The organism is Rhodanobacter thiooxydans, assembly GCF_021545845.1.
In the GTDB taxonomy this organism is placed as follows: Bacteria; Pseudomonadota; Gammaproteobacteria; order Xanthomonadales; family Rhodanobacteraceae; genus Rhodanobacter.
In genome coordinates, this window is sequence record NZ_CP088923.1 from 133,514 (window position 1) to 156,334 (window position 22,821).

General features: G+C 69.3%; 21 protein-coding genes. 8 read left to right on the forward strand and 13 right to left on the reverse strand.

Features of this window, described 5'->3' with window-relative positions:
- Positions 1-23 precede the first annotated feature (23 nt).
- The gene (gnd, locus tag LRK53_RS00585) at positions 24-929 is read left to right on the forward strand and encodes a phosphogluconate dehydrogenase (NAD(+)-dependent, decarboxylating) (protein ID WP_027491266.1); all 906 of its coding nucleotides are present in this window, start codon (positions 24-26) and stop codon (positions 927-929) included.
- Between the two features lie 336 nt (positions 930-1,265).
- Here gnd and LRK53_RS00590 read toward each other — a convergent pair whose 3' ends face one another.
- The 3 genes from LRK53_RS00590 to LRK53_RS00600 form a co-directional block, all read right to left on the reverse strand.
- Positions 1,266-1,814: a DUF488 domain-containing protein gene (locus LRK53_RS00590; protein WP_027491267.1), complete on the reverse strand. Its 549-nt coding sequence runs from the start codon at positions 1,812-1,814 to the stop codon at positions 1,266-1,268.
- Between the two features lie 3 nt (positions 1,815-1,817).
- Positions 1,818-2,030, reverse strand: coding sequence for a hypervirulence associated TUDOR domain-containing protein (locus LRK53_RS00595; RefSeq protein WP_027491268.1), 213 nt, complete (start codon positions 2,028-2,030; stop codon positions 1,818-1,820).
- Between the two features lie 96 nt (positions 2,031-2,126).
- Entirely contained in the window at positions 2,127-2,375 is a 249-nt protein-coding gene (locus LRK53_RS00600; RefSeq protein ID WP_027491269.1) for a hypothetical protein, read from the reverse strand.
- 221 nt (positions 2,376-2,596) lie between these two features.
- Here LRK53_RS00600 and LRK53_RS00605 point away from each other — a divergent pair, with 221 nt between their 5' ends.
- Complete coding sequence (locus tag LRK53_RS00605) at positions 2,597-3,748, forward strand: cytochrome P450 (protein WP_037088768.1); 1,152 nt, start codon at positions 2,597-2,599, stop codon at positions 3,746-3,748.
- Between the two features lie 314 nt (positions 3,749-4,062).
- On the opposite strand, the gene LRK53_RS00610 is transcribed toward LRK53_RS00605, so the two are convergent.
- The 4 genes from LRK53_RS00610 to LRK53_RS00625 all read right to left on the reverse strand — a co-directional run bounded on the left by LRK53_RS00610 (position 4,063) and on the right by LRK53_RS00625 (position 8,842).
- The gene (locus LRK53_RS00610; RefSeq protein ID WP_027491271.1) at positions 4,063-4,767 is read right to left on the reverse strand and encodes a LytR/AlgR family response regulator transcription factor; all 705 of its coding nucleotides are present in this window, start codon (positions 4,765-4,767) and stop codon (positions 4,063-4,065) included.
- Positions 4,767-5,819, reverse strand: a complete 1,053-nt coding sequence (locus LRK53_RS00615) for a sensor histidine kinase (RefSeq protein WP_027491272.1) — start codon at positions 5,817-5,819, stop codon at positions 4,767-4,769. The genes LRK53_RS00610 and LRK53_RS00615 overlap by 1 nt, the downstream gene beginning before the upstream one ends.
- A 30-nt stretch (positions 5,820-5,849) precedes the next feature.
- Entirely contained in the window at positions 5,850-6,512 is a 663-nt protein-coding gene (locus LRK53_RS00620) for an alpha/beta hydrolase (RefSeq protein WP_027491273.1), read from the reverse strand.
- Between the two features lie 167 nt (positions 6,513-6,679).
- The gene (locus LRK53_RS00625; protein ID WP_027491274.1) at positions 6,680-8,842 is read right to left on the reverse strand and encodes a prolyl oligopeptidase family serine peptidase; all 2,163 of its coding nucleotides are present in this window, start codon (positions 8,840-8,842) and stop codon (positions 6,680-6,682) included.
- A 145-nt stretch (positions 8,843-8,987) separates the two neighbouring features.
- Here LRK53_RS00625 and LRK53_RS00630 point away from each other — a divergent pair, with 145 nt between their 5' ends.
- Together LRK53_RS00630 and LRK53_RS00635 are read left to right on the forward strand one after the other, a co-directional pair.
- Positions 8,988-11,429 carry a S9 family peptidase gene (locus LRK53_RS00630; RefSeq protein WP_027491275.1) on the forward strand — a complete coding sequence of 814 codons (2,442 nt, stop codon included), beginning with the start codon at positions 8,988-8,990 and terminating at the stop codon, positions 11,427-11,429.
- 205 nt (positions 11,430-11,634) lie between these two features.
- A complete protein-coding gene (locus LRK53_RS00635) occupies positions 11,635-12,228 on the forward strand; it encodes an HAD family hydrolase (protein ID WP_027491276.1) in 594 nt (197 codons plus the stop codon).
- A gap of 66 nt (positions 12,229-12,294) precedes the next feature.
- On the opposite strand, the gene LRK53_RS00640 is transcribed toward LRK53_RS00635, so the two are convergent.
- A complete protein-coding gene (locus LRK53_RS00640) occupies positions 12,295-12,930 on the reverse strand; it encodes a hypothetical protein (protein ID WP_027491277.1) in 636 nt (211 codons plus the stop codon).
- A gap of 176 nt (positions 12,931-13,106) precedes the next feature.
- On the opposite strand from LRK53_RS00640, the gene folE reads away from it, so the two are divergent.
- Together folE and LRK53_RS00650 are read left to right on the forward strand one after the other, a co-directional pair.
- Positions 13,107-13,730, forward strand: coding sequence for a GTP cyclohydrolase I FolE (gene folE, locus LRK53_RS00645; RefSeq protein ID WP_027491278.1), 624 nt, complete (start codon positions 13,107-13,109; stop codon positions 13,728-13,730).
- 206 nt (positions 13,731-13,936) lie between these two features.
- A complete protein-coding gene (locus LRK53_RS00650) occupies positions 13,937-14,641 on the forward strand; it encodes an RNA polymerase sigma factor (RefSeq protein ID WP_027491279.1) in 705 nt (234 codons plus the stop codon).
- A gap of 84 nt (positions 14,642-14,725) precedes the next feature.
- Here the strand turns inward: LRK53_RS00650 and LRK53_RS00655 are convergent, their stop codons facing one another.
- The 5 genes from LRK53_RS00655 to zwf all read right to left on the reverse strand — a co-directional run bounded on the left by LRK53_RS00655 (position 14,726) and on the right by zwf (position 20,640).
- Entirely contained in the window at positions 14,726-15,538 is an 813-nt protein-coding gene (locus LRK53_RS00655; RefSeq protein ID WP_027491280.1) for a TlpA disulfide reductase family protein, read from the reverse strand.
- An 84-nt stretch (positions 15,539-15,622) separates the two neighbouring features.
- Positions 15,623-16,270, reverse strand: a complete 648-nt coding sequence (eda, locus tag LRK53_RS00660; protein ID WP_027491281.1) for a bifunctional 4-hydroxy-2-oxoglutarate aldolase/2-dehydro-3-deoxy-phosphogluconate aldolase — start codon at positions 16,268-16,270, stop codon at positions 15,623-15,625.
- A 133-nt stretch (positions 16,271-16,403) separates the two neighbouring features.
- A complete protein-coding gene (gene edd / locus LRK53_RS00665; RefSeq protein ID WP_027491282.1) occupies positions 16,404-18,221 on the reverse strand; it encodes a phosphogluconate dehydratase in 1,818 nt (605 codons plus the stop codon).
- Between the two features lie 130 nt (positions 18,222-18,351).
- Positions 18,352-19,065 carry a 6-phosphogluconolactonase gene (gene pgl / locus LRK53_RS00670; RefSeq protein ID WP_027491283.1) on the reverse strand — a complete coding sequence of 238 codons (714 nt, stop codon included), beginning with the start codon at positions 19,063-19,065 and terminating at the stop codon, positions 18,352-18,354.
- 111 nt (positions 19,066-19,176) lie between these two features.
- Positions 19,177-20,640, reverse strand: a complete 1,464-nt coding sequence (zwf, locus tag LRK53_RS00675) for a glucose-6-phosphate dehydrogenase (RefSeq protein ID WP_027491284.1) — start codon at positions 20,638-20,640, stop codon at positions 19,177-19,179.
- Between the two features lie 347 nt (positions 20,641-20,987).
- Between zwf and LRK53_RS00680 the strand changes: the two genes are divergently transcribed.
- Positions 20,988-21,740: a GntR family transcriptional regulator gene (locus LRK53_RS00680; RefSeq protein WP_027491285.1), complete on the forward strand. Its 753-nt coding sequence runs from the start codon at positions 20,988-20,990 to the stop codon at positions 21,738-21,740.
- A gap of 9 nt (positions 21,741-21,749) precedes the next feature.
- Positions 21,750-22,781 (forward strand): SIS domain-containing protein, encoded by a 1,032-nt coding sequence (locus LRK53_RS00685; RefSeq protein ID WP_027491286.1) that lies wholly within the window; start codon positions 21,750-21,752, stop codon positions 22,779-22,781.
- Positions 22,782-22,821: the final 40 nt, after the last annotated feature.

The window sequence follows — 22,821 nt, forward strand, 5'->3', positions numbered from 1 at the left end:
TTTCCCGTTACGGAGTGAGCACGATGGAACTTGGCATGGTGGGTCTCGGGCGCATGGGCGCGAACATGGCAGAACGCCTGGTGAAGGGCGGCCACAAGGTCACCGGTTTCGACCCCAGCGCCGACGCGCGCCAGGCCGCGGCGGCGAACGGCATCGCGCCGGTCGCCTCGCTGGCCGCGCTGGTCGCCGCGTTGCCCGCGCCGCGCGTGATCTGGCTGATGGTGCCCGCCGGCAAGGTCACCGACGACACCGTCAGCGCGCTGCTGCCGCTGCTGGCCAAGGGCGACACGCTGATCGACGGCGGCAATTCCAACTACAAGGACACCCTGCGCCGAGCGCAGCGCTACGCCGAGCGCGAGCTGGGCTACGTCGACTGCGGCACCAGCGGCGGCGTGTGGGGGTTGAAGGAGGGCTACAGCATGATGATCGGCGGCGACAAGCCCACCGTCGAATCGCTGCGGCCGATCTTCGAGACGCTGGCGCCGGCGAAGGACCAGGGCTGGGGTCACGTCGGTCCGGTCGGCTCGGGCCACTTCACCAAGATGGTCCACAACGGCATCGAGTACGGCATGATGCAGGCCTACGCCGAAGGCTTCGCGATCCTCAAGCACAAGCAGGAGTTCGCCCTGGACCTGCACCAGGTCGGCGAGATCTGGCGCACCGGCAGCGTGGTGCGCTCGTGGCTGCTCGACCTGGCCACCGACGCGCTCGGCAAGAACCCGAACATGGACGGCATCGCACCCTACGTGGTCGACTCGGGCGAGGGCCGCTGGACCGTGGATGCGGCGATGGAACTGAGCGTGTCCGCCCCGGTAATCACCCTGTCGCTGATGGAACGCTACCGCTCGCGCGACAGCGACTCGTTCGCCGACAAACTGCTGGCGTCGCTGCGCAACGAGTTCGGCGGGCATGCGATCAAGAAGGAGTAGCGTGGTCCGCATCGGTCCCCCGATGCTCCCGTAGGAGCCCGCTCGCGGGCGATGCCCTTGCCGCTCCCATGCCTGCTGCCCGAACGGCTCGCTTCCTCTCCACCGTTAGCGCGCGGGCAGGCATCGAACCCTCATCCCGTCATGCCGGCGAAGGCAGGCATCGCACTTCACCCGTTGCGGCCACGCCGGGGTCCTCGACCTCCTCTCCCCGGTCTCGCCGGGGAGAGGGAAGGGTGAGGGGCACTCTTGACTGGCTCTGGGAAAGTCGCCCGCAGCGCACGCTGGGAAGCATGCGCGAACTTCAACCGCGGACGGGGTTTCGCCAAGTGTGCCCAGCTACAGCAAGCCACCTTGCGCTGGCGCATAACTCAGCCGGCCGTCCACGACATGCGCCGGCGAGGTGTACGGGTGCACCGTGCTGTGCGTGGCGTCGATGATGTGGATGACCTCGATGCCGCGCAGCTTCAGCACGTCGGAAACGATCGAGCGGTGGCAGCGCCACCACACTGCTTCGGCACACATCATGGCGGTGCGCTTGCCGGCGGCCAGCGCCAGCAGCTCGGCGAGGCCGTCGGCAAACTCCGCGGTGGCCGTGTAATCCGCGTAGCCCTGGAACGAGGCGTTGCGCCACCCCGTATTCGGTGAGCCCGGCTGCACCTTGCGCCGGCCGCCGAGTCTGGGCATCCATTGGTAGGCGATGCCATGCGCGGGCAGCGTGGCGGCCAGCGCGTCGCTGGCGAAATGCGGGTAGCGGCGCGAACCGGGAAAGCGGCGCACGTCGGCGATCGCCTCGATCCGGTATTCATCCAGCAAGCCGAGGAATTCCTCCAACGTGCGGGTCGAATGGCCGATCGTCCAGATCGTGGCGGGATCATCGATGGGCATCGCTCAGTCGATCTTGTGCAGCGCCGCGCCCTTGTGCATGGCGACGTGGTCGGTCTTGTCGCTCTGGATCTCGTATTGCGGGTCGGCCTCGCTGCAGTGGCGCAGGTGACCTTTGTATTCCGTATCGCGCGTGTGCACTGCGGTGATCCGGCCAGTCACATAGCCGGCCTCCGAATTCCAGCGCACGTGATCGCCGACCTTGAAGGGATGGCTCATGGCGGTTCCTCATGCATGTTTACCGACCATTGACGCATGCGCTTCGTCCACGCCAGGTGGAGAGAGGCCTCGTGGCGGCGGAACATCCCGGTCCGGCTACTTGGTGCTCATGTTCCTCCCGAAGATGCCAAAGAACGGCACATGCAGGGCGAGCGGCAGGGACCGCCATACATCGAGGTCGCTGCGATCGGCCCACAGCACGTAGAGTGCGAACGGCTGGGCCAGCAACAACAGCCACCAGCACAGCAGGGCCGGTTGTCCCGGCAGGCGGCCGTGGTCGCGCCGGTAATTGCTCATGCCGAAACTGCCGCACAGCAGCGCCCAGGCCAGCCCGAACAGCAGCACGGTGGCCCTGACCTCGACCTTTCGGTGCGGAGGCGCGCTGTTGGCAGAGTGATCATCCGTGGCCCCATGCTACGTCACCGCCCGTGGAGTGACGAGCCAACGCGGGACCGCGGCGGCGCTACCCGCCCCTGGATGGCCGTTGCGTGTGCCGGCTGTGGCCTGGTACGCGGAACGGCGATAATGGCAACTGCCAGCGGCTTCCCCGCCCGCAGAGGTTACGCATGACCGACCACATGCCTGAGGACCTGTCCGCCATCGGCAGGGACCTGAGGGCCTACACCGACGAGCTGCGCCCGTGGCATGGCGTGGTCCGCAACGTGCAGGGGGACTGGGTGCTGCTCAGTCACGACCTGGTCCTGCAGGCCGCACGGGACGACCAGCGCTTCTCGAGCGCGGTGTCGCGCCACCTGCATATTCCCAATGGGCTGGATGGCGCGGAGCACAGCGCCTACCGCGCGGCGCTCGACCGCTTTCTCACCCCGGGGGCACTCGCCCCCTTCCGGGGGGCATTCCACCGGGCGGCGGTCGACGTGGTCGCGTTGCTGCCCAGAGGGGTTGCAGTGGACGCGGTGGGCGGGTTCGGCAGCCGGTTTGCCGTCCGTGCACAGAGTGCGTGGCTGGGCTGGCCGAGCGATCTGGAAGACCGGCTGGTGGACTGGGTGGCCGAGAACCACGCCGCCACACGCTTGGGCGACCGCTCGCGGACACGGCAAGTGGCGGAGGCCTTCGATGCGCTGATCCGCGACGTACTCGCGCGGCGCCGTGATGTCGCGCCCCCGGACGCCGCCTACGATGTCACCGCCCGGCTGATGCGGACCGAAGTGGACGGCTGGCCTTTGACCGATGAGGAGATCGTCTCGGTCCTGCGCAACTGGACCGGCGGTGACCTGGGCACCATCGCACTGTGCGTCGGCGTGCTCGTGCATCGCCTGGCCACGCAACCTGCCATGCAGGATCGGCTGCGTGCGGGCGTGTCCGACGTCGAGTTCGACGCCATCGTCGATGAGATCCTGCGGATCGACGACCCGTTCGTGTCCAATCGCTGCGTGACCACCTGTCCGGTCACGATCGGCGGCGTGGAGCTGCCGCAAGGGGCGCGCGTGAAGTTGAACTGGACGTCCGCCAACCGCGACGAAAGCGTGTTCGGCAACCCCGACGCCATGGACCCGCAGCGCAACGCCACGTACAACCTGGTGTACGGCATTGGCCGGCACGCCTGCCCCGGCCGCCCGTTGGCCACGCTGGAACTGCGCATCGCGATGCAGGCGCTGCTGGCGGCGACTTCCTCGATCACGCTGGCGCCACAGTCGCCGGCCGAACGCGAGGTGGCGCCGGTGGGCGGCTGGGCCAGGGTGCCCGTGATGCTGGCATAAGCGGGGCGTTTCTCCTTGGCTCTTGCAACCGCGGACATCGCCGATTGCCTTGAAGCGGCCGTCCGTTAATCCCCGGCACAGGATCGTGACGCCTCCCCGGATGGCGTGCCGGCATGAACACGCACGAAAGCACCAGCCCCGATTCAAGGATGGCGGCAAAGAGCGAACACCGGGTCGTGCGGAAAGCCCTCAAGCCGGAACAACGCTGCCGCATGGCATATTCAGGGATCGCGGTGCCATGTCTTGTCATCCACCATCTGCGATGGCAAGTATCGTCATACTGGATTGCTTGTTGAGTTCGGCAGCTCGGACATTCACCCCAGCCGCAGCAGCTTCCGCACCGCCGGCAGGTTGCGCCGGCTGATCTCGGGGTTGAGTTCGCTGCCGTCGAGGCGGGCCAGCACGCGGCCGTCGGCGAGGGTCTTGAGGCCGAGCAGGCGCGGCGGCGGGACGAGGCAGTTGCGGTGCAGGCGGATCAGCTGGTCGGGGTAGGTTTCTTCCAGCTGGCGCAGCGATTCCTCGATCAGCAGCTCGCCGCGGCGGTGCTGCACCACCACGTATTTCTCGTCGGCGAGCAGGCAGATCACCTCGTCCAGCGCGATGCGCACCTGCTCGCCGCGCAATCGACCGTGCAGGTAGGCGGGCGGTTCGCGCGGGGCGTCGGCGAGGCGGCGTTGCGCGCGCTGCAGCGCGTCGCGCAGGCGGTCGAGCCGCACCGGTTTCAGCAGGTAGTCGACCGCGCCCAGCTCGAACGCCTTCAGCGCGTGTGCCTCGTAGGCGGTGCAGAAGATCACCTGCGGCCGTGCGCGGCCGGCCAGGCGCTGCGCCAGCGCCACGCCATCGGTGCCGGGCATGTTGATGTCCAGCAGCAGCGCGTCCGGCTGCAGTTCGTCCAGTGCGGCCAGCGTGGCCTCGCCGTCGCCGACGCTGCCGACCACCTCCACTTCGGCGCATTCGGCCAGCAGGGCGGTCAGGCGCGCGCGCGCCAGCGGCTCATCGTCGACCACCAGCACGCGCATCAGCCTTTTCCCCCCGGCAGTTGCAGCCGTACCACGAAGCGCTCGCCCTGCGCGCCGGCCTGCACGCTCGCCTGCGGCCCATAGCGGTAGGCCACGCGCTGGCGCACGCTGTCCAGACCATGACCGTTGCCGGCGGCAGGCGGGGTGGGCGGCAGCGGGTTGCCGATCTCGATGCGCACGTCGCGGCCATCGCGCCAGCCACGCAGGGTCACTTCGCCGCCCTCGCGCAGCGGCTGGATGCCGTGGCGCACCGCGTTCTCCACCAGCGGCTGCAGCAGCAGGCGCGGCAGTGGGAAATCGCGCGGCAGCTCGTCCAGTTCGCGCCGCACGCGCAGGCGTTCGCCCAGGCGCAACTGCTCGATCGCCAGATAGCGTTCGACCAGCGCCAGCTCCTCGCCCAGCGTGCCGTCGGCGCTATCGTGCTGGCCCAGCGCAGCGCGGAACAGTTCGGAGAGATCCTCCACCGTGCGCTCGGCGGCGGCGGGATCGACCCGGATCAGTGCCGCCACGGTGTTCATGCTGTTGAACAGGAAGTGCGGGCGGATACGCGCCTGCAGTGCTTCGACCTGCGCGCGGCTCACTGCTGCCAGCCGTACCTGCCACTGCGCCAGCACGTAGAAATAGCGCAGCATCGCGGCGCCGAGCAGGGCGGTGATCAACAGGTTGTCGCACACGAACACGGGCAGGCTGCCGCGCACCAGGTGCATCTGCAGCGCGCCGTCGAACCAGTGCGCCGCGAGGCTGCCGAGCAGCACGATCAGCAGCAGCAGCAGCCACACGCCCGCATACGGCAGGTGCCCGGGCAGGCGCTGCAGCCATGGCCGCAGCGCGCACAGCACTACCGCCGCCACCATGCCCAGCAGAGTCGCGAACAGCATGCCGACGCTGTAGGCCGACCAGTCGCGCGGGTCGTCGCGAGCCAGCCACATCACGGTGACCGTGAGCGCACCGACCACCAGCAGCGCGAACAGCGCCGGCAGCTGGCAGAAGTCCGGCAGCGGACTTTGTTCGGTGCGGCCGCGTGCGGCGCGGCGGGAGGTGGGTTCGCGCATGCGGGCAAGTATGCCGCAGCGCGGTCGCGCTTACGTCAGCCGCTGGCCCAGCCAGCGGCGCAGGTCGTCGATCTCCTCGGCGCAGACCGCGTGGGCCATCGGGTAGGTGTGCCAGTCCACCGCGTAACCCAGCGCCAGCAGCGCATCGCGCGAAGCGCTGCCACGCGGCAGCACCACCACCGGGTCGGCGGTGCCGTGGCCCCAGAAGATCGGCGTGGCGGCGTTTGCCGCGCTGCGCTCGGCGGCGAGCGCGCTGGCGATCGGCAGGTAGGTGGACAGCGCGACGATGCCGGCCAGCTTTTCCGCATGGCGCAGCCCCGCGGCCAGCGCGATCGCGCCGCCCTGCGAGAAGCCGGCGAGGAAGATCCGCCCGCTCGGCACGCCGCGCTCGTGCTCGCGTTCGATCAGCGCCTCGACCGCGGCGATCGAGACGCGGATGCCGGCTTCGTCCTGCCGCGCATGCGCGTCGAAGCCGATGATGTCGTACCACGCGCGCATCGACATGCCGTTGTTGATCGTCACCGGTCGCACCGGCGCATGCGGAAACACGAAACGCAACGCCGGCCATGCCGGGTCCACCAGCTCCGGCACGATCGGCGCGAAGTCGTTGCCGTCCGCACCGAGGCCATGCAGCCAGATCACGCTGTAGCGGGGCGAAGGGCCGGTTTCGTGTTCGACGGTGGGCAGGGACATGGCATGGATCGATGGTGGAAGACGGGTGTCATCGTAGCAGTCCTGCTCCCCGCCTCGACGCGTAGGAGCCCGCTGGCGGGCGATGCCTTGAAAACCGGGATTCGGGATTCGGGATTCGCAAAGGCAACCGCATCGCCCGCCAACGGCCCCTACAACGGGTGGGTGGTTTATTTTTCGATGTCCAGCTCCAGCTCGTGCGCGAAGAAGGTCAGGCCGATCGCAGTGTCGCCGACGCGCTGGCTGAACGGGGCGCCGATGCCGTGGCCGGCGTTCGTGCGGGTCAGCAGCAGGATCGGCTGCGTCGACGAGCTGGCGTTCTGCAGCGCGGCGGCGAACTTGCGCGATTGCCATGGCGCCACCCGCGGATCGTTTTCGCCAGTGGTGAGCAGCACCGCCGGGTAGGCGGTGTTCGCCTGCACGTGCTGCAGCGGCGAGTAGGCCAGGGTGGCCTTGAACTGGGCCGGGTCCGCGATGCTGCCGTACTCGGGGATGTTGTACGGGCCGTTGGCGAAGTGGGTCTCGTGGCGCAGCATGTCGTAGATGCCCACGCGCGCCACCACCGCGCGGTAGTCGCCGGGGTGCTGCACGATCTGCGTGCCCATCAGCAGGCCGCCGTTGCTGCCGCCCAGGATGCCGAGATGGCCGCGGTCGGTCCAGCGCGCGTCGATCAGCGCCAGCGCGGCGGCGTGGAAGTCGTCGAACACGTTCTGCTTGTGCAGCTTCTGGCCCTGCGCGTGCCATGGCTGGCCGTTCTCGTTGCCGCCGCGGAGGTTGGCGTAGGCGAGTACGCCGCCGCGTTCCAGCCAGGCCAGGCTGGCGCCGATGAAGCCGGGCTTCACCGGCAGGTCGAAGCCGCCGTAGCTGTACAGGATGGTGGGCCGCTTGCCGTTCGCCGTGGTGCCCTGCAGCGACAGCACGGTCACCGGGATCTTGGTGCCGTCCTTCGAGCTGCCGTCGATGCGCTGCACCACCACCTTCGAGTAGTCGGCGGCAGGCTTCACCTCGAACACGGTCTTCAGCGTGCCGTTCTTGCCGTCGTACTCGGCCCAGCGCGTGGGTGTGGTCCAGCCGCTGTAGCTCACCAGCGCCTTGTCGCTGCCGGATTCGGCGGCGATGTCGCCGATGCCGATGCCGTGCGGCGGCAGCGGCAGCCGGCGCACGAATTTCGCGCCGGCGGCGTACTGCTCGACCCACCAGTCCGGACCCCAGCTGCGCACCACCAGGAAGCCGTCGCCGAGCGGGGCGATCTGCTGGATCGCGCCCGCGCGTTCGGCCAGCACCGGCACAGCCTTGCCGTCGCTGCCGATGGCCACGATGCGGCCGCGCGGCGCATCCTGGAATGCGGCGGCATATAGACGTCCATTCACCCAAGCCGCCGTGCGCACGTTGGCGTGGCGGTCGAGCACGCGGGCGAAGCCGTCGTCGTGCTGCAGGAACACTTCGGCCGGGCCGCCATCGCCGTCGTAGGTGAGCACCGCGGCCTGCGCGCTGGCCGGCGCATTCACCAGCACGTACTCGGCGGTTTTCGAATAGCCCTGGCCGAACACCACGTGGTCCGTCGCGGCGGCCTGGCCCAGCGCGTGGTGCACCAGCGTGGCGTGGAACTGTTCCACTTCCTGCCCGGCCGCTGGCGGCGCGAAGCGCACGTAGCTGAAGCCGTGCTCGTCGGCGTCCCAGGCCAGGCCCTGCGGGGTGGTGCCGCCGCCGGCCCAGGGCAGGGTGTCGGGCAGGGTCTTGCCGCTGGCCACGTCGAGCACGCGGATGGTGGTCAGCTCGCTGCCGCCCTCGGCGGTGCCGTAGGCGAGGTAGCGCCCGCGCGGCGACGGCCAGTAGGCGGTGATCGCGGTGCCGCCGTGCTCGACGTTCGGGTCCACCAGCACCTTCGCCGCGCCGTCCGGCCAGGCCTGTGCGATCAGCACCGGCTGCGGCTGCGGCGGGATCTGCTGCAGGTAGAACAAGGTGCCGCCGGCCAGCGTCGGGCCGGAGCGCGTGGTCGAGGTGATCGCCAACTGCTGCACCCGCGCGGTAAGCGCCTTGCCCTGCGGCATCGCGGCCAGGGTCGCCTCGGTGTACGCGTTCTGCGCGGCTATCCATTGCCGCACCGCCGGGGCGTCCGGGTTTTCCAGCCAGCGGTACGGATCGGCCACGCTGACGCCGTGGAACTCGCTGGACGCGGCCTGCCGCGGCGTCGGCGGCGGCAGCGGCTGCGATTCGCCGATCAGCGCCATTTCGCGTGGTGGCTTCGGCGACGGATTCACGGGCGGCAGCTGGGCCGCGATGGTGCCGCCGGCGGCGAGCAGCAGGGGGACGGCAAAGGACGCGAGGCGCATGGCGGGTTCCATGGAAAGACGTGGAGGCCCGGGAGAGTAGCAACGCGCCGCCGCCATTGCAGCCGACGACCGCTGACTATCGGCAGGGTGGCCGCGTACCTGCGGCCGGCTCGGGTATGCTGGCCTTTTTGCCAGGGGAGAACCCATGCGTCGTTTGCTGCTTGCCGCCCTCGTCGCCTTCATTGCTGCGCCGGCCGCCGCCGCGCCGGCGTCGACGCCGTTGGACCTGGAAACCGTGATGGCCAACCCCGACTGGATCGGCCAGGCGGTGGAGCAGCCGTACTGGAGCGTGGACGGACGCCATGTGTACTACTCGATGAAGCGTGATGGCAGCCCGCTGCGCGACCTGTACCGGGTCGACCCGGCGACCGGCCAGAGCGTGAAGCTCGACCCGACCGAGCGGGCGCAGGCCGATGGTCCGGCGGTGTTCGACCGCGCGCACCGGCATGCCGCCTTCATCCTGCATGGCGACGTGTTCGTGGTCGACCTGGCCAGCGGCCGGCGCCGCCAGGTCACGCGCACGCCGCAGGACGAAGTCGCACCGCGCTTCTCTGTCGACGGCCGCGCGCTGCAGTACCGCACCGGCAACGACTGGTACAGCTACGACCTGGCCAGCGGCGTCGCGGCGCCGGCGGCGATCCTGAAATTCGCCGACGATCCGCAGGCGAAGCAGCCCGATGCGCTGGGCAGGCGCCAGCTCGAGCTGTTCAAGACGCTGCGCGAGATCAAGGCCGACAAGCAGGCCGCGCGCGACGAGGACAAGGCGCAGGATGCGGCCGACCCGGGCCGTGCGCCGCCACCGTTTTACCTCGGCGACAAGATCGCTGCGGTGGATACCGAACTGTCGCCGGACGGCCGCTGGATGCTGCTGGTCACCGTGCCCAGGGACTACGCCAAGGGCGAGGCGCCCAAGGTCAACCACTACGTCACCGAGAGCGGCTATACCGAGCCGCAGGACGCGCGCATCTACGTCGGGCGCAACGATCCTGCGCCGCAGTCGCTGCTGCTGCTGGACCTGCGTGGGCACCAGCAGTACCCGCTGAAGACCGACGGCCTGCCGGGTATCAAGGACGACCCGCTCAAGGCGCTGCGTGCGCAGGCCGTGACCGCGCTGGAAAAGGCCGGCAAGCAGGACGAGGCGAAGGCGCTGAAGGCGCCCGACGTGCGCGCGGTGCGCATCATCGCCGGCACCGATGACATTGGTGGCGGCGGCATCGTGTGGAGCGACGACGGCGGCCAGCTGGCGATCCAGCTGCGCGCGATCGACAACAAGGACCGCTGGATCGCCAGCGTGGACTTCGACAGGCACGCGCTGGTGCCGCAGCACCGGCTCACCGACCCGGCGTGGATCAACTGGAATTTCAACGATTTCGGCTGGCTGAAGGACGGCCGCACGCTGTGGTACCTGTCCGAGGAAACCGGCTGGTCGCAGCTGTATGCGAAGCCGCTGGGCGGCAAGCCGAAGGCGCTGACCACTGGCCGGTTCGAGGTGAGCCATCCGCAGCTCGGCGAGGACGGTCGCTGGTTCTACCTGCGCACCAACAAGGTGGCGCCGTACAGCTACGACGTCTACCGCGTGCCGTCCGCCGGCGGCGAGCTGGCGCGCGTGACGAACTACCAGGGTATGGACGACTTCGCGCTGTCTCCCGACGGCACGCAGCTGGCCGTGCTGCATTCCGCGCCGTACCTGTTCGCCCAACTGGCGGTGCAGCCGTCCGCCGGCGGCACGCCGCGCGAACTGACCCGGACGATGAAGCCGGCCTACCTGGCGCACGACTGGATCGCGCCGAAGATCGTCGAGGTGCCGTCCTCGCACGGCGCCGGCTCGATCTACGCGAAGTACTACGGCCCGGCCAATGAAACCGATGCGCCCGCCTCGCGACCGGCGGTGATCTTCGTCCACGGCGCCGGCTACCTGCAGAACGTCAAGCTGTCGTCCACGTACTATTTCCGCGAGCAGATGTTCCACAACCTGCTGGTGAGCCAGGGCTACGTGGTGCTGGACATGGACTACCGCGCCTCGGAAGGTTACGGCCGCGCCTGGCGCACCGCGATCTACCGCCAGATGGGCCACCCGGAGCTGGAGGACCTGCTCGACGGCAAGGCCTGGCTGGTGAAAAACCATGGCGTCGATCCGCGGCGCGTGGGCATCTACGGCGGCAGCTACGGCGGCTTCATGACCGAGATGGCGCTGCTGCGCGCGCCCGGCGAATTCGCCGCCGGCGCTGGGCTGCGCCCGGTCAGCGACTGGACGCTGTACAACCACGAGTACACCTCGAACATCCTCAACGATCCGCAGCTCGATCCCGCGGCGTACCGGGCCAGCTCGCCGATCGAATACGCGGAAAAGCTGCAGGACCCGCTGCTGATCCAGCACGGCCTGATCGACGACAACGTGTTCGCCGAGGATTCGATCCGCCTGTACCAGCGCTTCATCGAACTGCACAAGAAGAACTTCTGGATGTCGCTGTACCCGCTGGAACGCCACGGCTTCGTGCATGCCGATTCCTGGTACGACGAATACCGGCGCATCGACGAGTTGTTCGGAACGTACGTGAAGCCGGTGAGGGATGAGTCGAGGCACTGATCGCGCGTCGTTGCCCGTCGCGCTGATGTAGGTACGCACCTGTGCGCGATGCTCTTGGCTCTGCCCGGCATCAGAGCATCGTGCACAGGGTGCGCTCCTACGGGCAGTTATGCGGGTATGCGGACCGATGCACGAGATACGCGAAAAGCGTTATGGCTGGCGTTGGTGAGAAGGAACTTCCGATGACGAAAGGAGGTATCGACGCATGAATCTTGCCTTGTTCGATTTCGACGGCACCATCACCACCCGCGAGATGTTTGCCGATTTCATGCATTTCGCGGTGACGCCGCGGCGGCTGGCTGTCGGCAAGTGGCTGCTGGCGCCGGTGGTGATCGGCTACAAGCTCGGCCTCGTTTCCAGCAATGCGATCCGCTCGCACGTGGTGCGCTTCGGTTTTCGCGACGAGCCGATGGCGCGACTGGACCAGGCCGGTGAGCGGTTCGCGCGCGAGGTACTGCCCGGCGTGTTGCGCGAACAGGCGATGGAACGCATCGCCTGGCACAAGGCGCAGGGCGACGTGGTCGTGGTCGTCTCCGGCGGGCTCGACGCCTATCTGCAGCACTGGTGCCGCCGGCACGGGCTGGCGCTGATCTGCTCGGAGCTGGAAGTGGTCGATGGCCGCTACAGCGGTCGCTATCGTGGAAGCCAGTGCGTCGGCGCCGAGAAGCCACGGCGGGTGCTGCAGCAGTACGACCCCGGCGACTTCGACTGCGTCTACGCCTACGGCGACACCAGCGAGGATCTTGACCTGCTGGGCATCGCTGATCGACGGTACTTCAACTGGCAGGAAGTGGCCTGAGTCATCGGGCACCCCGCGTTGCGTGCAACGCGAGGTGCCCGGGACAGTGCCGTCGAACGAACCGGCTCAGTGCAGCGAGGCCAGCTTCACGCCCTTCACTTTCAGCGCCTGCGCTACGTCGTACATCGCCTGGTTGAGGATCTTGTGAGTGTTCTCGTCGGCGCCATGGCCGAACTTCGCGTCGATGTCCTGCATCACCTGCACGTGGATGTCGTGCGACAGGGCCTTGTCGAACAGATAGCCCGACCACCAGGTGCCGTCGGTGGTGGTGCCGGCCGTCACCAGCGTGCTGGCCAGCTTCGCGCCCTTCAGGTCGGCCGGCGCGGCCGGCAGCTTCACTCCCGCTTCGGTGGCGCGCTTCAGGCCGTCATTGACGGCGAAGGTCATGCCGGCGATGAAGTTGTCGGTGGCGGTCTTGCCGTACTGCTTGGTGAGCTTGGCCACTTCGGCGTTGACGGTGTCCTGGCCCAGCATCGAAACCAGCGCCGTGGCGAAGTCGAAGTGGCTGGCGCCACCACCGGCTTCGACCAGGGCGGCGGTGACGTTCAGCGCGGGCGCACCGCTGTAGGTGCCGCCGCCGAACCAGTTCATCTGCGAGGCGTACATGCTGTGCGCGGGGGTGGCTGGGGCGTGCTGCGCCTGCACGGCGGCGGTGCCGCCGAAGGCCAACGCGAGGGCGAGTGCGAAGACGGTCTTGTTCATGGTGATCACTCCTTCAGATGGGTAGCGCCAGCGAACGGATGCACGCTATAGACGTACCAGTGCGCATGGGATGCGATCAGCCCGCGAGAGGTTCCGGGTGAATCGGCTGCGCGCGCGGGAACCTCGGGCGCATCCAGTTCATCGGATGGTCGACCACTACCGAAAAAGGCTCTCCGATGCTCGACCTTGACCAGGCTTTTGCCCTGCGCGCCATGCTGCCTGCAGCGGCCGAAACTCCGCACCCGACCCGCGCCGAGGCCGAAGCCGCGGTGCGCACGCTGATCCGCTGGGCCGGCGACGACCCCGCGCGCGAAGGCCTGCTGGCCACTCCGGCGCGCGTGGTGCGTGCGTACGAGGAATGGTTTGCCGGCTACCGGCAGGATCCGGCCAGCCTGCTCAGCCGCACCTTCGGCGAAGTCGGCGGCTACGACGAACTGGTCATCCTGCGCGACATTCCGCTGCAGTCGACCTGCGAACACCACCTGGCGCCGATCCGCGGCGTGGTGCACATCGCCTACCTGCCGAACCAGCGCGTGGTCGGCATCTCCAAACTGGCGCGGCTGGTCGAGGCGTTCGGCCGGCGCCTGCAGATCCAGGAGCGGCTCACCGTGGAGATCGCCGACACGCTGGCCAAGGTGCTGCAGCCGCGCGGCGTGGCGGTGATCATCGAAGCCAGCCACGACTGCCTGTCCTCGCGCGGGGTGCGCCTGCACGGGGTGTCGATGCAGACCCGGCGCCTGCTCGGCGAATTTGCGCGGGAACCGCGGCGTGGCGAGATCCTGGCGACGCTGGCCGGCTGAGAGGTTGTGGCTATTCAACCTCTCAGCCGGCCAGGGATGGCCGGTCGCGGATCGGGCACGCAGGTGCCTGATTCGCGTGAGCGAGTCCGGGCGTGTACCGGACTCGCGATAGAAGAAAACCACAGGGAGTGGTTTTCTTCACAGGCTCTGACCCGGGAACCTCAAGTCACCCCGATGCATCGGATCAGGTGTAAAAGGAGAAAGCCATGTCAGCCCATGCCCATGTTTCACCCGTCGATGTCGCCGCACTGGACGATCACGCGCTGGTGGCGCTGGTCCGCGACGGCCATCGCGAGGCGTTCCGCCACATCATGCAGCGCTGCAACCAGCGGCTGTTCCGCGTGGCGCGCGCGGTGCTCGGCGAGGATTCGGAAGCGGAAGACGTGCTGCAGGAATCGTATATGCGTGCCTATCACAAGCTGGATTCGTTTCGAGGCGACTCGACCCTGCTGACCTGGCTGACCAGCATCGTGCTGAACGAGGCGCGCGGGCGCCTGCGCAAACGGCACACCATGGTCGACCTGGAGCAGGTCGACGCGGCGGTGGACGATACCCACCAGGTCATCCAGTTCCCCTCGAAATTCGGTAGCGAGGATCCGGCCGTCGCGGCTGCCCGCAGCCAGATCCGCCACCTGCTCGAACACGCCATCGACGACCTGCCGCCGGCATTCCGCACCGTCTACATGATGCGCGAGGTGGAGGAGTGTTCGGTCGAGGAAACCGCCCATCTGCTGGCGATCAAGCCGGAGACGGTGAAAACCCGCCTGTATCGCGCGCGCCGGCTGCTGCGCACGTCGTTGCACGGCAGCCTGGCCGAAACCATGAGCGGGGCGTTCCCGTTCATGGGCCAGCGCTGCGCGCGCGTCACCGACGCGGTGATGGCAAGGTTGGACGCCGAGCCGGCCAATTGAACTGATGTAGCGCACCCTGTGCGCGATGCTCTTCGTCATGTGACGGAAAGCATCGCGCACAGGGTGCGCCCCCACGGACGCCGGTCAGTGCGTGGGGGGCGGGGTGATCCGCTGCAGTCGTTCGGCCAGCGTGGCGCGCGACAGCTCGCCCATGTGCAGCTCGCGCAGGCGGCCGTCGGCGTCGAGGAACAGCGTGGTCGGGTAGCCGCGCACGTTGTACTGGTTCGACAGCTGCAGGTTGCCGTCGATCAGCACGTGCTGCAGCGTCAACCGCTGCACCTGCATGAACTGCCGCACCGCCGCCGCCGATTCGCCCTGGTCGGCGAACACGAAGCGCACCTGCGACATCGTACGCTGCGCCTCGGCCAGCACCGGCATCTCGCGCCGGCACGGCCCGCACCAGGTGGCCCACAGGTTGATCACGGTGGGCTGGCCGCGCAGCGTTTGCAGCGGCACCTCGCGTCCGTCCAGGTCGCTCAGCACGAAGGCCGGCAGGCCGGGATGGGTGGTCGTGGCCAGCTTGTACGCGGCCAGCCCGGCGAAGGCCCAGGCCGCGATGCCGACCGCCACGCCGGCGGCCAGCGGCCGGCGCAGCGGCGGCCGGCGCCAGCCGATCAAGGTCGTCGCCAGCAGCAGGCCGAGCAGACCGGCGATCCGGTCGAAGCCCTGGTCGCGGATGTTCAAGATGCTCCAGGGCTGCTGCGCATACTGCGGCCACCAGCCGGCCACGTAGGCGATGCGCGCCACCAGCAAACCGAAGCCGAGTGCCAGGTACAGCGCGTTGCCGGCGTCGGCATGGCCGCGTCGGCGCAGAAAGCCGACGGTGGCAAGCGCAGCGATGACGCCGAACAGCAGCGCCAGCACGGCCGACGAAAGTGCCAGCGGTCCGATGTTCAACGTGATGGTTCCTTGCCGGGGCCGCCGCGGGATCGGCGAGCGTGTGCAGGAACGCACCTTACCCGGTATCGCGCGCCAGCGGACTCAGCGCAACGCCGCTGCCTCGCGCGCCAGCTGCTCGATGCCGGCCCAGTCGCCGCTGGCGAGTTTGTCGGCGGGAGTGAGCCAGGAGCCGCCCACGCAGAGCACGTTTGGCAGGGCCAGGAAATCCGGCGCGCTGGCCAGACTGATGCCGCCGGTGGGGCAGAAGCGGATCTGCGGCAGCGGGCTGGCCCAGGCGCCGAGCAGCTTGTGGCCGCCGGCCGGTACCGCCGGAAAGAACTTCAGATGCCGGTAGCCGCGTTCGAGCAGGGCCATCGCCTCGCTGGCGGTGGCCACGCCGGGCAGCAGCGGCAGTTCGCTGTCGTCGGCGGCGTCGAGCAGGCGAGGCGAGGTGCCGGGCGACACGGCGAAGCGCGCGCCGGCCTGTTGCGCAGCCGCCAGGTCGCGCGCGGACAGCGCGGTGCCGCAACCGACCACCGCGCCTTCCACCTCGGCGGCGATCGCGCGGATCGCGTCCAGCGCGGCGCTCGTGCGCAGGGTGACCTCGATCGTCGGGATGCCGCCGGCGACCAGCGCACGCGCCATCGGCACCGCGGCCCTCGCGTCGTCGATGATCACCACCGGAATCACCGGCGCCAGCCGCATCAGGGCTTCGACTTGCTGCTGCTTGTGTTCGATGGGACTGGTCACGTGGGCTCCGGACTGTTGGCTCCTCCCCCTGCAGAGCAGGGGGAGGTTGGGAGGGGGTTGCTCAGGTTGGCGGGATAGGTCAAGAGCGACCCCACCCCAACCCTCCCCTGCTGCGCAGGGGAGGGGCACGAGCTCACAGCACGCCGGCGCCGAGGTCGGCGTTGGCGGCTGCCTGGCGGAACAGGCCGAACAGTTCGCGGCCCATGCCGCTGTGCTCGCCGGACAGGTCGGCGACGTGCGGCAGGCGGGCGTCCAGTTCGTGCGCTTCCATCAGGACGTCCAGACGTCCGTTCGCCGCGTCCAGCCGGATGAGGTCGCCGTCGCGGATCTTGGCGAGGTTGCCGCCGGCCACCGCCTCGGGGGTCACGTGGATCGCCGCCGGCACGCGGCCGGAGGCGCCGGACATGCGCCCGTCGGTGAGCAGGGCGATGCGGTGGCCGCGGTCCTGCAGCAGCGCCAGCGTGGGGGTGAGCTTGTGCAGCTCGGGCATGCCGTTCGCGCGCGGACCCTGGAAGCGCACCACCGCCACGAAGTCGCGGTTGAGCTCGCCGCGCTTGAACGCGCCAGCCACCTCGTCCTGGTCGTTGAACACGATCGCCGGCGCCTCGATCAGCAGGCGGTCGTCCGGTACCGAGGAGACCTTGATCACCGCGCGGCCGAGGTTGCCGTCGAGCATGCGCAGGCCGCCGTCGGCGCGGAACGGTTCGTCCACGCCGCGCAGCACGCCGCGGTTGCCGCTCTGCTTGGCCACCGGCAGCCAGGCGATGTCGCCGGCCTCGTCCAGCTGCGGCACGCGCGTGTAGCCTTCCAGGCCGGTGCCGAAGATGGTCTGCACGTCGGCGTGCAGCAGGCCGGCGCCGAGCAGCTGGTCGATCAGGAACGCCATGCCGCCGGCGTCGTGGAACTGATTCACGTCGGCGTAGCCATTCGGGTACACGCGCGCCAGCAGCGGGATCACGCCGGACAGCGCGTCGAAGTCATCCCAGCGCAGCTGGATGCCGGCGGCGTGCGCGATCGCCACCAGGTGCAGCAGGTGGTTGGTGGAACCGCCGGTGGCGTGCAGGCCGATCACGCCGTTGATGATCGCGCGCTCGTCGATGAGGTGGCCGAGCGGCAGGTAATGGTCGCCCAGCGCGCTGAGGTCGGCGACGCGGCGCACCACCTCGGCGGTGAGCGCGTCGCGCAGCGGCGTGTCCGGCGGGGTGAAGCTGGCGCCGGGCAAGTGCAGGCCCATGATCTCCATCAGCATCTGGTTGGAGTTCGCGGTGCCGTAGAAGGTGCAGGTGCCAGGCGCGTGGTAGGAAGCGGCTTCGGCTTCCAGCAGTTCGGCCTTGCTCGCCTTGCCGTCGGCGAAGGCTTGGCGCACCTTCGATTTCTGCTCGTTCGGGATGCCGCTGGGCATCGGGCCGCTGGGCACGAAGGCGGCGGGAAGATGGCCAAAGCTCAGTGCGGCGATCAGCAGTCCCGGCACGATCTTGTCGCAGATGCCGAGGAACAGCGCGCCATCGAACATGTCGTGCGACAGCGCCACCGCGGTGGCCAGCGCGATCACATCGCGCGAGAACAGCGACAGCTGCATGCCGGCGCGGCCCTGGGTAATGCCGTCGCACATCGCCGGCACGCCGCCAGCGACCTGCGCGGTGAAGCCGGCGTCACGGGCGATCTGGCGGATCAGCGCGGGGTAGCGCTCGTACGGCTGGTGCGCCGACAGCATGTCGTTGTAGGCGGTGACGATGGCGAGGTTGGCGTGCTGGCCGCTGCGCAGCGCGGCCTTGTCCTCGGTGCCGCAGGCGGCGAAGCCGTGCGCGAGGTTGCCGCAGGACAGGTGCCCGCGGCGCGGCCCGCTGCGGTCCGCCGCGTCGATCCGTGCGAGGTAGGCCGCGCGCGTCTCGCGACTGCGCTCGCGCAGGCGTTCGGTGACTTCGGCGACGACGGGATGGAGCGTGGTCATGATTCGTTCCGGTCAGGTAGGAGCGCACCCTGTGCGCGAACGGCGGGCGCAGCCCGCCTGTGGTGTGGCAAGGCAACCGCAAGAGCATCGCGCACAGGGTGCGCTCCTACGGGGATGCCGTTGGTGGTAGTCACGGGCACCAGTACACCGCCACCGGCACGCGCTGCTGGGTCAGCACCGCACGCACCGGGTAATGCTGCGCGGCGCCGAGACCGAGCCGCGCGTCGGCCAGCAGGTCGCGCTTTTTCTCGCCGGCGACCAGCAGGTACAGCGCGCGCGTTTCCAGCAGCGTCGGCAGGCTCAGCGTGATACGCGGCTCGCCGGCGCCGGGCGCGCGCATCGGCAGCACGCGGGCGCGGCCGTCCGGGTCCAGCGCCTCGGCCAGGTGGTCGCCGCCGGGGAAGAACGAGGCGGTGTGGCCGTCGTCGCCCATGCCCAGCACCACCGCGTCGAACGGCAGCGGCAGCGCGTCGATGCGCGCCGCGGCGGTGGCCAGCCCGGCTTCGGGGGCGGCATCGCCGGTATACAGCGGCACGAACGGCGCGGCCGCGGCGGCGTGCTGCAGCAGGCGCGCCTTCACCAGCCGTGCATTCGAGCGCTCGTCGGTATCAGGCACCCAGCGTTCGTCGACCAGGGTCACCTGCACCCGGGCCCAGTCGAGCTGCTCGCGCGCGAGGCGGTCGAAGAAATCCTTCGGCGTGCTGCCGCCGGAGACCGCCAGCACGGCATGGCCGCGTTCGGCCACACCGCTGCGCAGGCGCTCGGCGACGCGTTCAGCCAGCGCCGTGGCCTGCGCCTTGCAGTCGGTGAAGCTGTGCGTGGTGACGTTCAGGTGGGGAGTCATGGCAGAACTGTCGCGCCGGGCACCCAGGCGTGGCCGCGCGCATCGTGGTGAGGGGACGGCCAGTCTGCCGCAGGCATCGGGGTGATCGGGTGAAGCATCGGTAAACGCGGCCTATTCGCTGTCTTCGTTCCAGGTGCGGCCGTCGCGCTCGATCAGCGCCACCGCGGCGCTCGGCCCCCAGCTGCCGGCGGTATACGGTCGCGGCGCCTCGCCGCTGTCGGCCCAGGCGGCGAGGATCGGGCCGGCCCAGCGCCACGCCGCTTCCACTTCGTCGCGGCGCATGAACAGGGTGGGGTTGCCGCGCACCACGTCGAGCAGCAGGCGCTCGTACGCATCGGGCTGCTGCACGCCGAACGCCTCGGCGAAGCTCATGTCCAGCGGCACGTGGCGCAGGCGCAGGCCGCCCGGGCCGGGATGCTTGATGGTCAGCCACAGCTTCACGCCCTCGTCCGGCTGCAGCCGCAGCACCAGCCGGTTCTGCGACAGCGTGCCGGAGTCGGGACTGAAGATCGAATGCGGCACCGGCTTGAAGGTCACCACGATTTCCGACACCCGGCTCGGCAGCCGCTTGCCGGTGCGCAGGTAGAACGGCACGCCGGCCCAGCGCCAGTTGGCGATCTCCGCCTTCAGCGCGACGAAGGTTTCGGTGTTCGACTTGCTGTTGCCCAGCTCCTCTGGGTAACCCGGCACGCTGGCGCCCTCGGCCACGCCGGCGCGGTACTGGCCGCGCACGGTGAGCTGGGCGGCGTTGCTGTCGTCGATGGGCTTCAGCGAATGCAGCACCTTCAGCTTCTCGTCGCGCACCGCGTCGGGCGCCAGCGAGGACGGCGGCTCCATCGCCACCATGCACAGCAGCTGCAGCATGTGGTTCTGCACCATGTCGCGCAGCGCACCGGCGCGGTCGTAGTAGGCGCCGCGGTGGCCCACGCCGAGGGTTTCGGCCACGGTGATCTGCACGTGGTCGATGTGCCCGGCGTTCCACAGCGGCTCGAACAGCGCGTTGCCGAAGCGCAGCACCAGCAGGTTCTGCACCGTCTCCTTGCCGAGGTAGTGGTCGATGCGGAAGGTCTGCGATTCGCTGAACACCTTGCCGACCGCGTCGTTGATCTGGTTCGCGCTGGCCAGGTCGCGGCCGATCGGCTTCTCCAGCACCACGCGCGAGGCACCCTGGTTGAGCTGGTAGTGGCCCAGCCGGGTGCAGATGTCGACAAAAAGTTCGGGCGAGGTGGACAGGTAGAACACGCGCACGTGCTCGGGCTGTTTGCGCATGAACGCGGCGAAGTCGTCCCAGCCCTCGTCCTTGCGCGCATCCAGCGGGTGGTAGAACACCTGCTGCAGGAACACGTCGAGCTGTGCCGCCGCGCACACCCCGATCATCGCCTCGCGCAGGTGCGTACGGTAGCCGGCGTCGTCCAGCGCCTCGCGGGCGACGCCGACGATGCGACTGCTGCCGGGGATCTGGCCGTCGAGGAAGCGGTGGAACAGCGCGGGCAGCAGCTTGCGCACGGCGAGGTCGCCGGTGCCGCCGAAGATCACCAGGTCGAACGGTTCGACCGTTTGGGAGGAAGCAGTCACGCGATTACCTCGACTCGATGCCGGATGGTGGGCAGGGCGGCCGGTGGCGCGCTTGCCCGGGTTGGCTTTGATCGTACCAGTGAAATACCAGATCGACTACCGCATTGCATACGAATTCATGCGGAGGCTCGATCGGGCAGCCGCGGGCGCACTCGCCATCCCGTTCGTCCCGAGTGCAGGCTACGGGCCGTAATCGCTGGGATTAGCCAAGTCCGTGGGGCACTTCGGGTCCGCCCGCCGAGGCGAACCAGGCTCATGCAGACGGATTCGAGCCGCCGGGCACTCCAGGGTCGAGAGACGTACCGGGCGGCTTGCGGCCAGTGGTTCGCTATTGGTATCGTTCGCGCATGGAAGCCGCCCTTGCCCACGAATACCGCCGGATCTGCCACGACCCGGCCACGCACCAGCCGCTGGCCTACCTGCGCCTGCGCCAGGCGATCCGCAACATCATCGGGCACCGTGACATCGAGCCGGGCCAGGCGCTGCCCAGCGAGCGCGATCTGTCGCAGACGCTGAAGCTGTCGCGGGTGACCGTGCGCAAGGCGATCGCCGGCCTGGTCGAGGAAGGCCTGCTGACCCAGCGCCACGGCGCCGGCACCTTCATCGCCGAGCGCATCGTCAAGCCGATGTCGCGGCTGACCAGCTTCACCGAGGACCTGCGCGAGCGCGGCCTGTCGCCGCGCTCGGAATTCTTCGAGCGCGGCATCGGCGAGGTGACGCCGGAGGAGTCGATGGCACTGAACCTGTCGCCCGGCTCGCTGGTGGTGCGCCTGCACCGCGTGCGCTACGGCCAGGACGAGCCGCTGGCGATCGAGCGCAGCGTGGTTCCGGCCAGCGTGCTGCCCGACCCGCTGCTGGTGCACGACTCGCTGTACGAGGCGCTGGAAAAACTCAACGCACGCCCGCGCCGCGCGCTGCAGCGGCTGCGCGCGGTGTCGCTGAACGCGCAGCAGGCGCGGCTGCTGCACGTCGGCGTGGGCAGCGCCGGGCTGAACATCGAGCGGCGCAGCTTCCTCGACGACGGCCGCGTGGTCGAGTTCACCTGCTCCTGGTACCGCGGCGACATCTACGATTTCGTCGCCGAACTGCAGACCGACTGAAGGAACGCCATGGACGCCCGCGACACTCTGATGTTCCAGGAGGCGCACGAGTCGGCCGCGGTGCTGGCGCGCCAGTTCGCCGCGAACGAGGCGGTGGTGGCCGCGTTGGCGCGTGAGCTGCGCGCGCAGCCGCCGCGCTTCATCGTCACCTGCGCGCGCGGCAGCTCCGACCATGCGGCGGCCTACGCCAAGTACGTGTTCGAGACCCAGCTGGGCATCGTCACCGCCTCGGCCTCGCCGTCGGTCACTTCGGTGTACGCGGCCGAGCAGCGCTGGCAGGGCGCGCTGTTCATCGCGATCTCGCAGTCGGGCAAGAGCCCCGACCTGCTGCGCAATGCGCAGGCCGCGAAGGTCGCCGGCGCGCGCGTGGTGGCGCTGGTGAACGTGGCCGATTCGCCGCTGGCGGCGCTGGCCGACACGGTGATCCCGCTGCACGCCGGCCCCGAGCGCAGCGTGGCGGCCACCAAGAGCTATATCGCCGCGCTGGCCGCGGTGCTGCACCTGTGCGCGCGCTGGCGCGGCGACGCCGAACTCGGCACCGCCCTGCAGGCGCTGCCGGATGCGTTGCGCGCCGGCTGGGACGCGGACTGGTCGGCGCTGGTCGATGGCCTGGCCGGGGCGCACAACCTGTTCGTGGTCGGTCGCGGCTACGGCCTCGGCATCGCGCTGGAGGCGGCGCTGAAGTTCAAGGAAACCTGCGGCCTGCACGCCGAGGCGTTCAGCGCGGCCGAGGTGAAGCATGGCCCGATGGCGCTGGTCGGCCCGGATTTTCCGGTGCTGTGCTTCGCTCAGGACGACGACACGCTGGACAGCACGCTGGCGGTGGCGCGCGAATTCCGCGGCCGCGGCGCGCAGGTGTTCGTGGCCGCGCCCGGGCTGCATGGCGCTGGCAGCTTGCCGGTGGCCGGCGGCCTGCCGGCGCTGTGCACGCCGCTGCTGACCATCCAGAGCTTCTACCGCGCGGCCAGCGCCCTGGCGCTGCGCCGCGGCTTCAACCCCGACCTGCCGCCGCATCTGAACAAGGTCACCGAAACCGTTTGATCCGATGGCATGGGTAGGAGCCCGCTCGCGGGCGATGCCT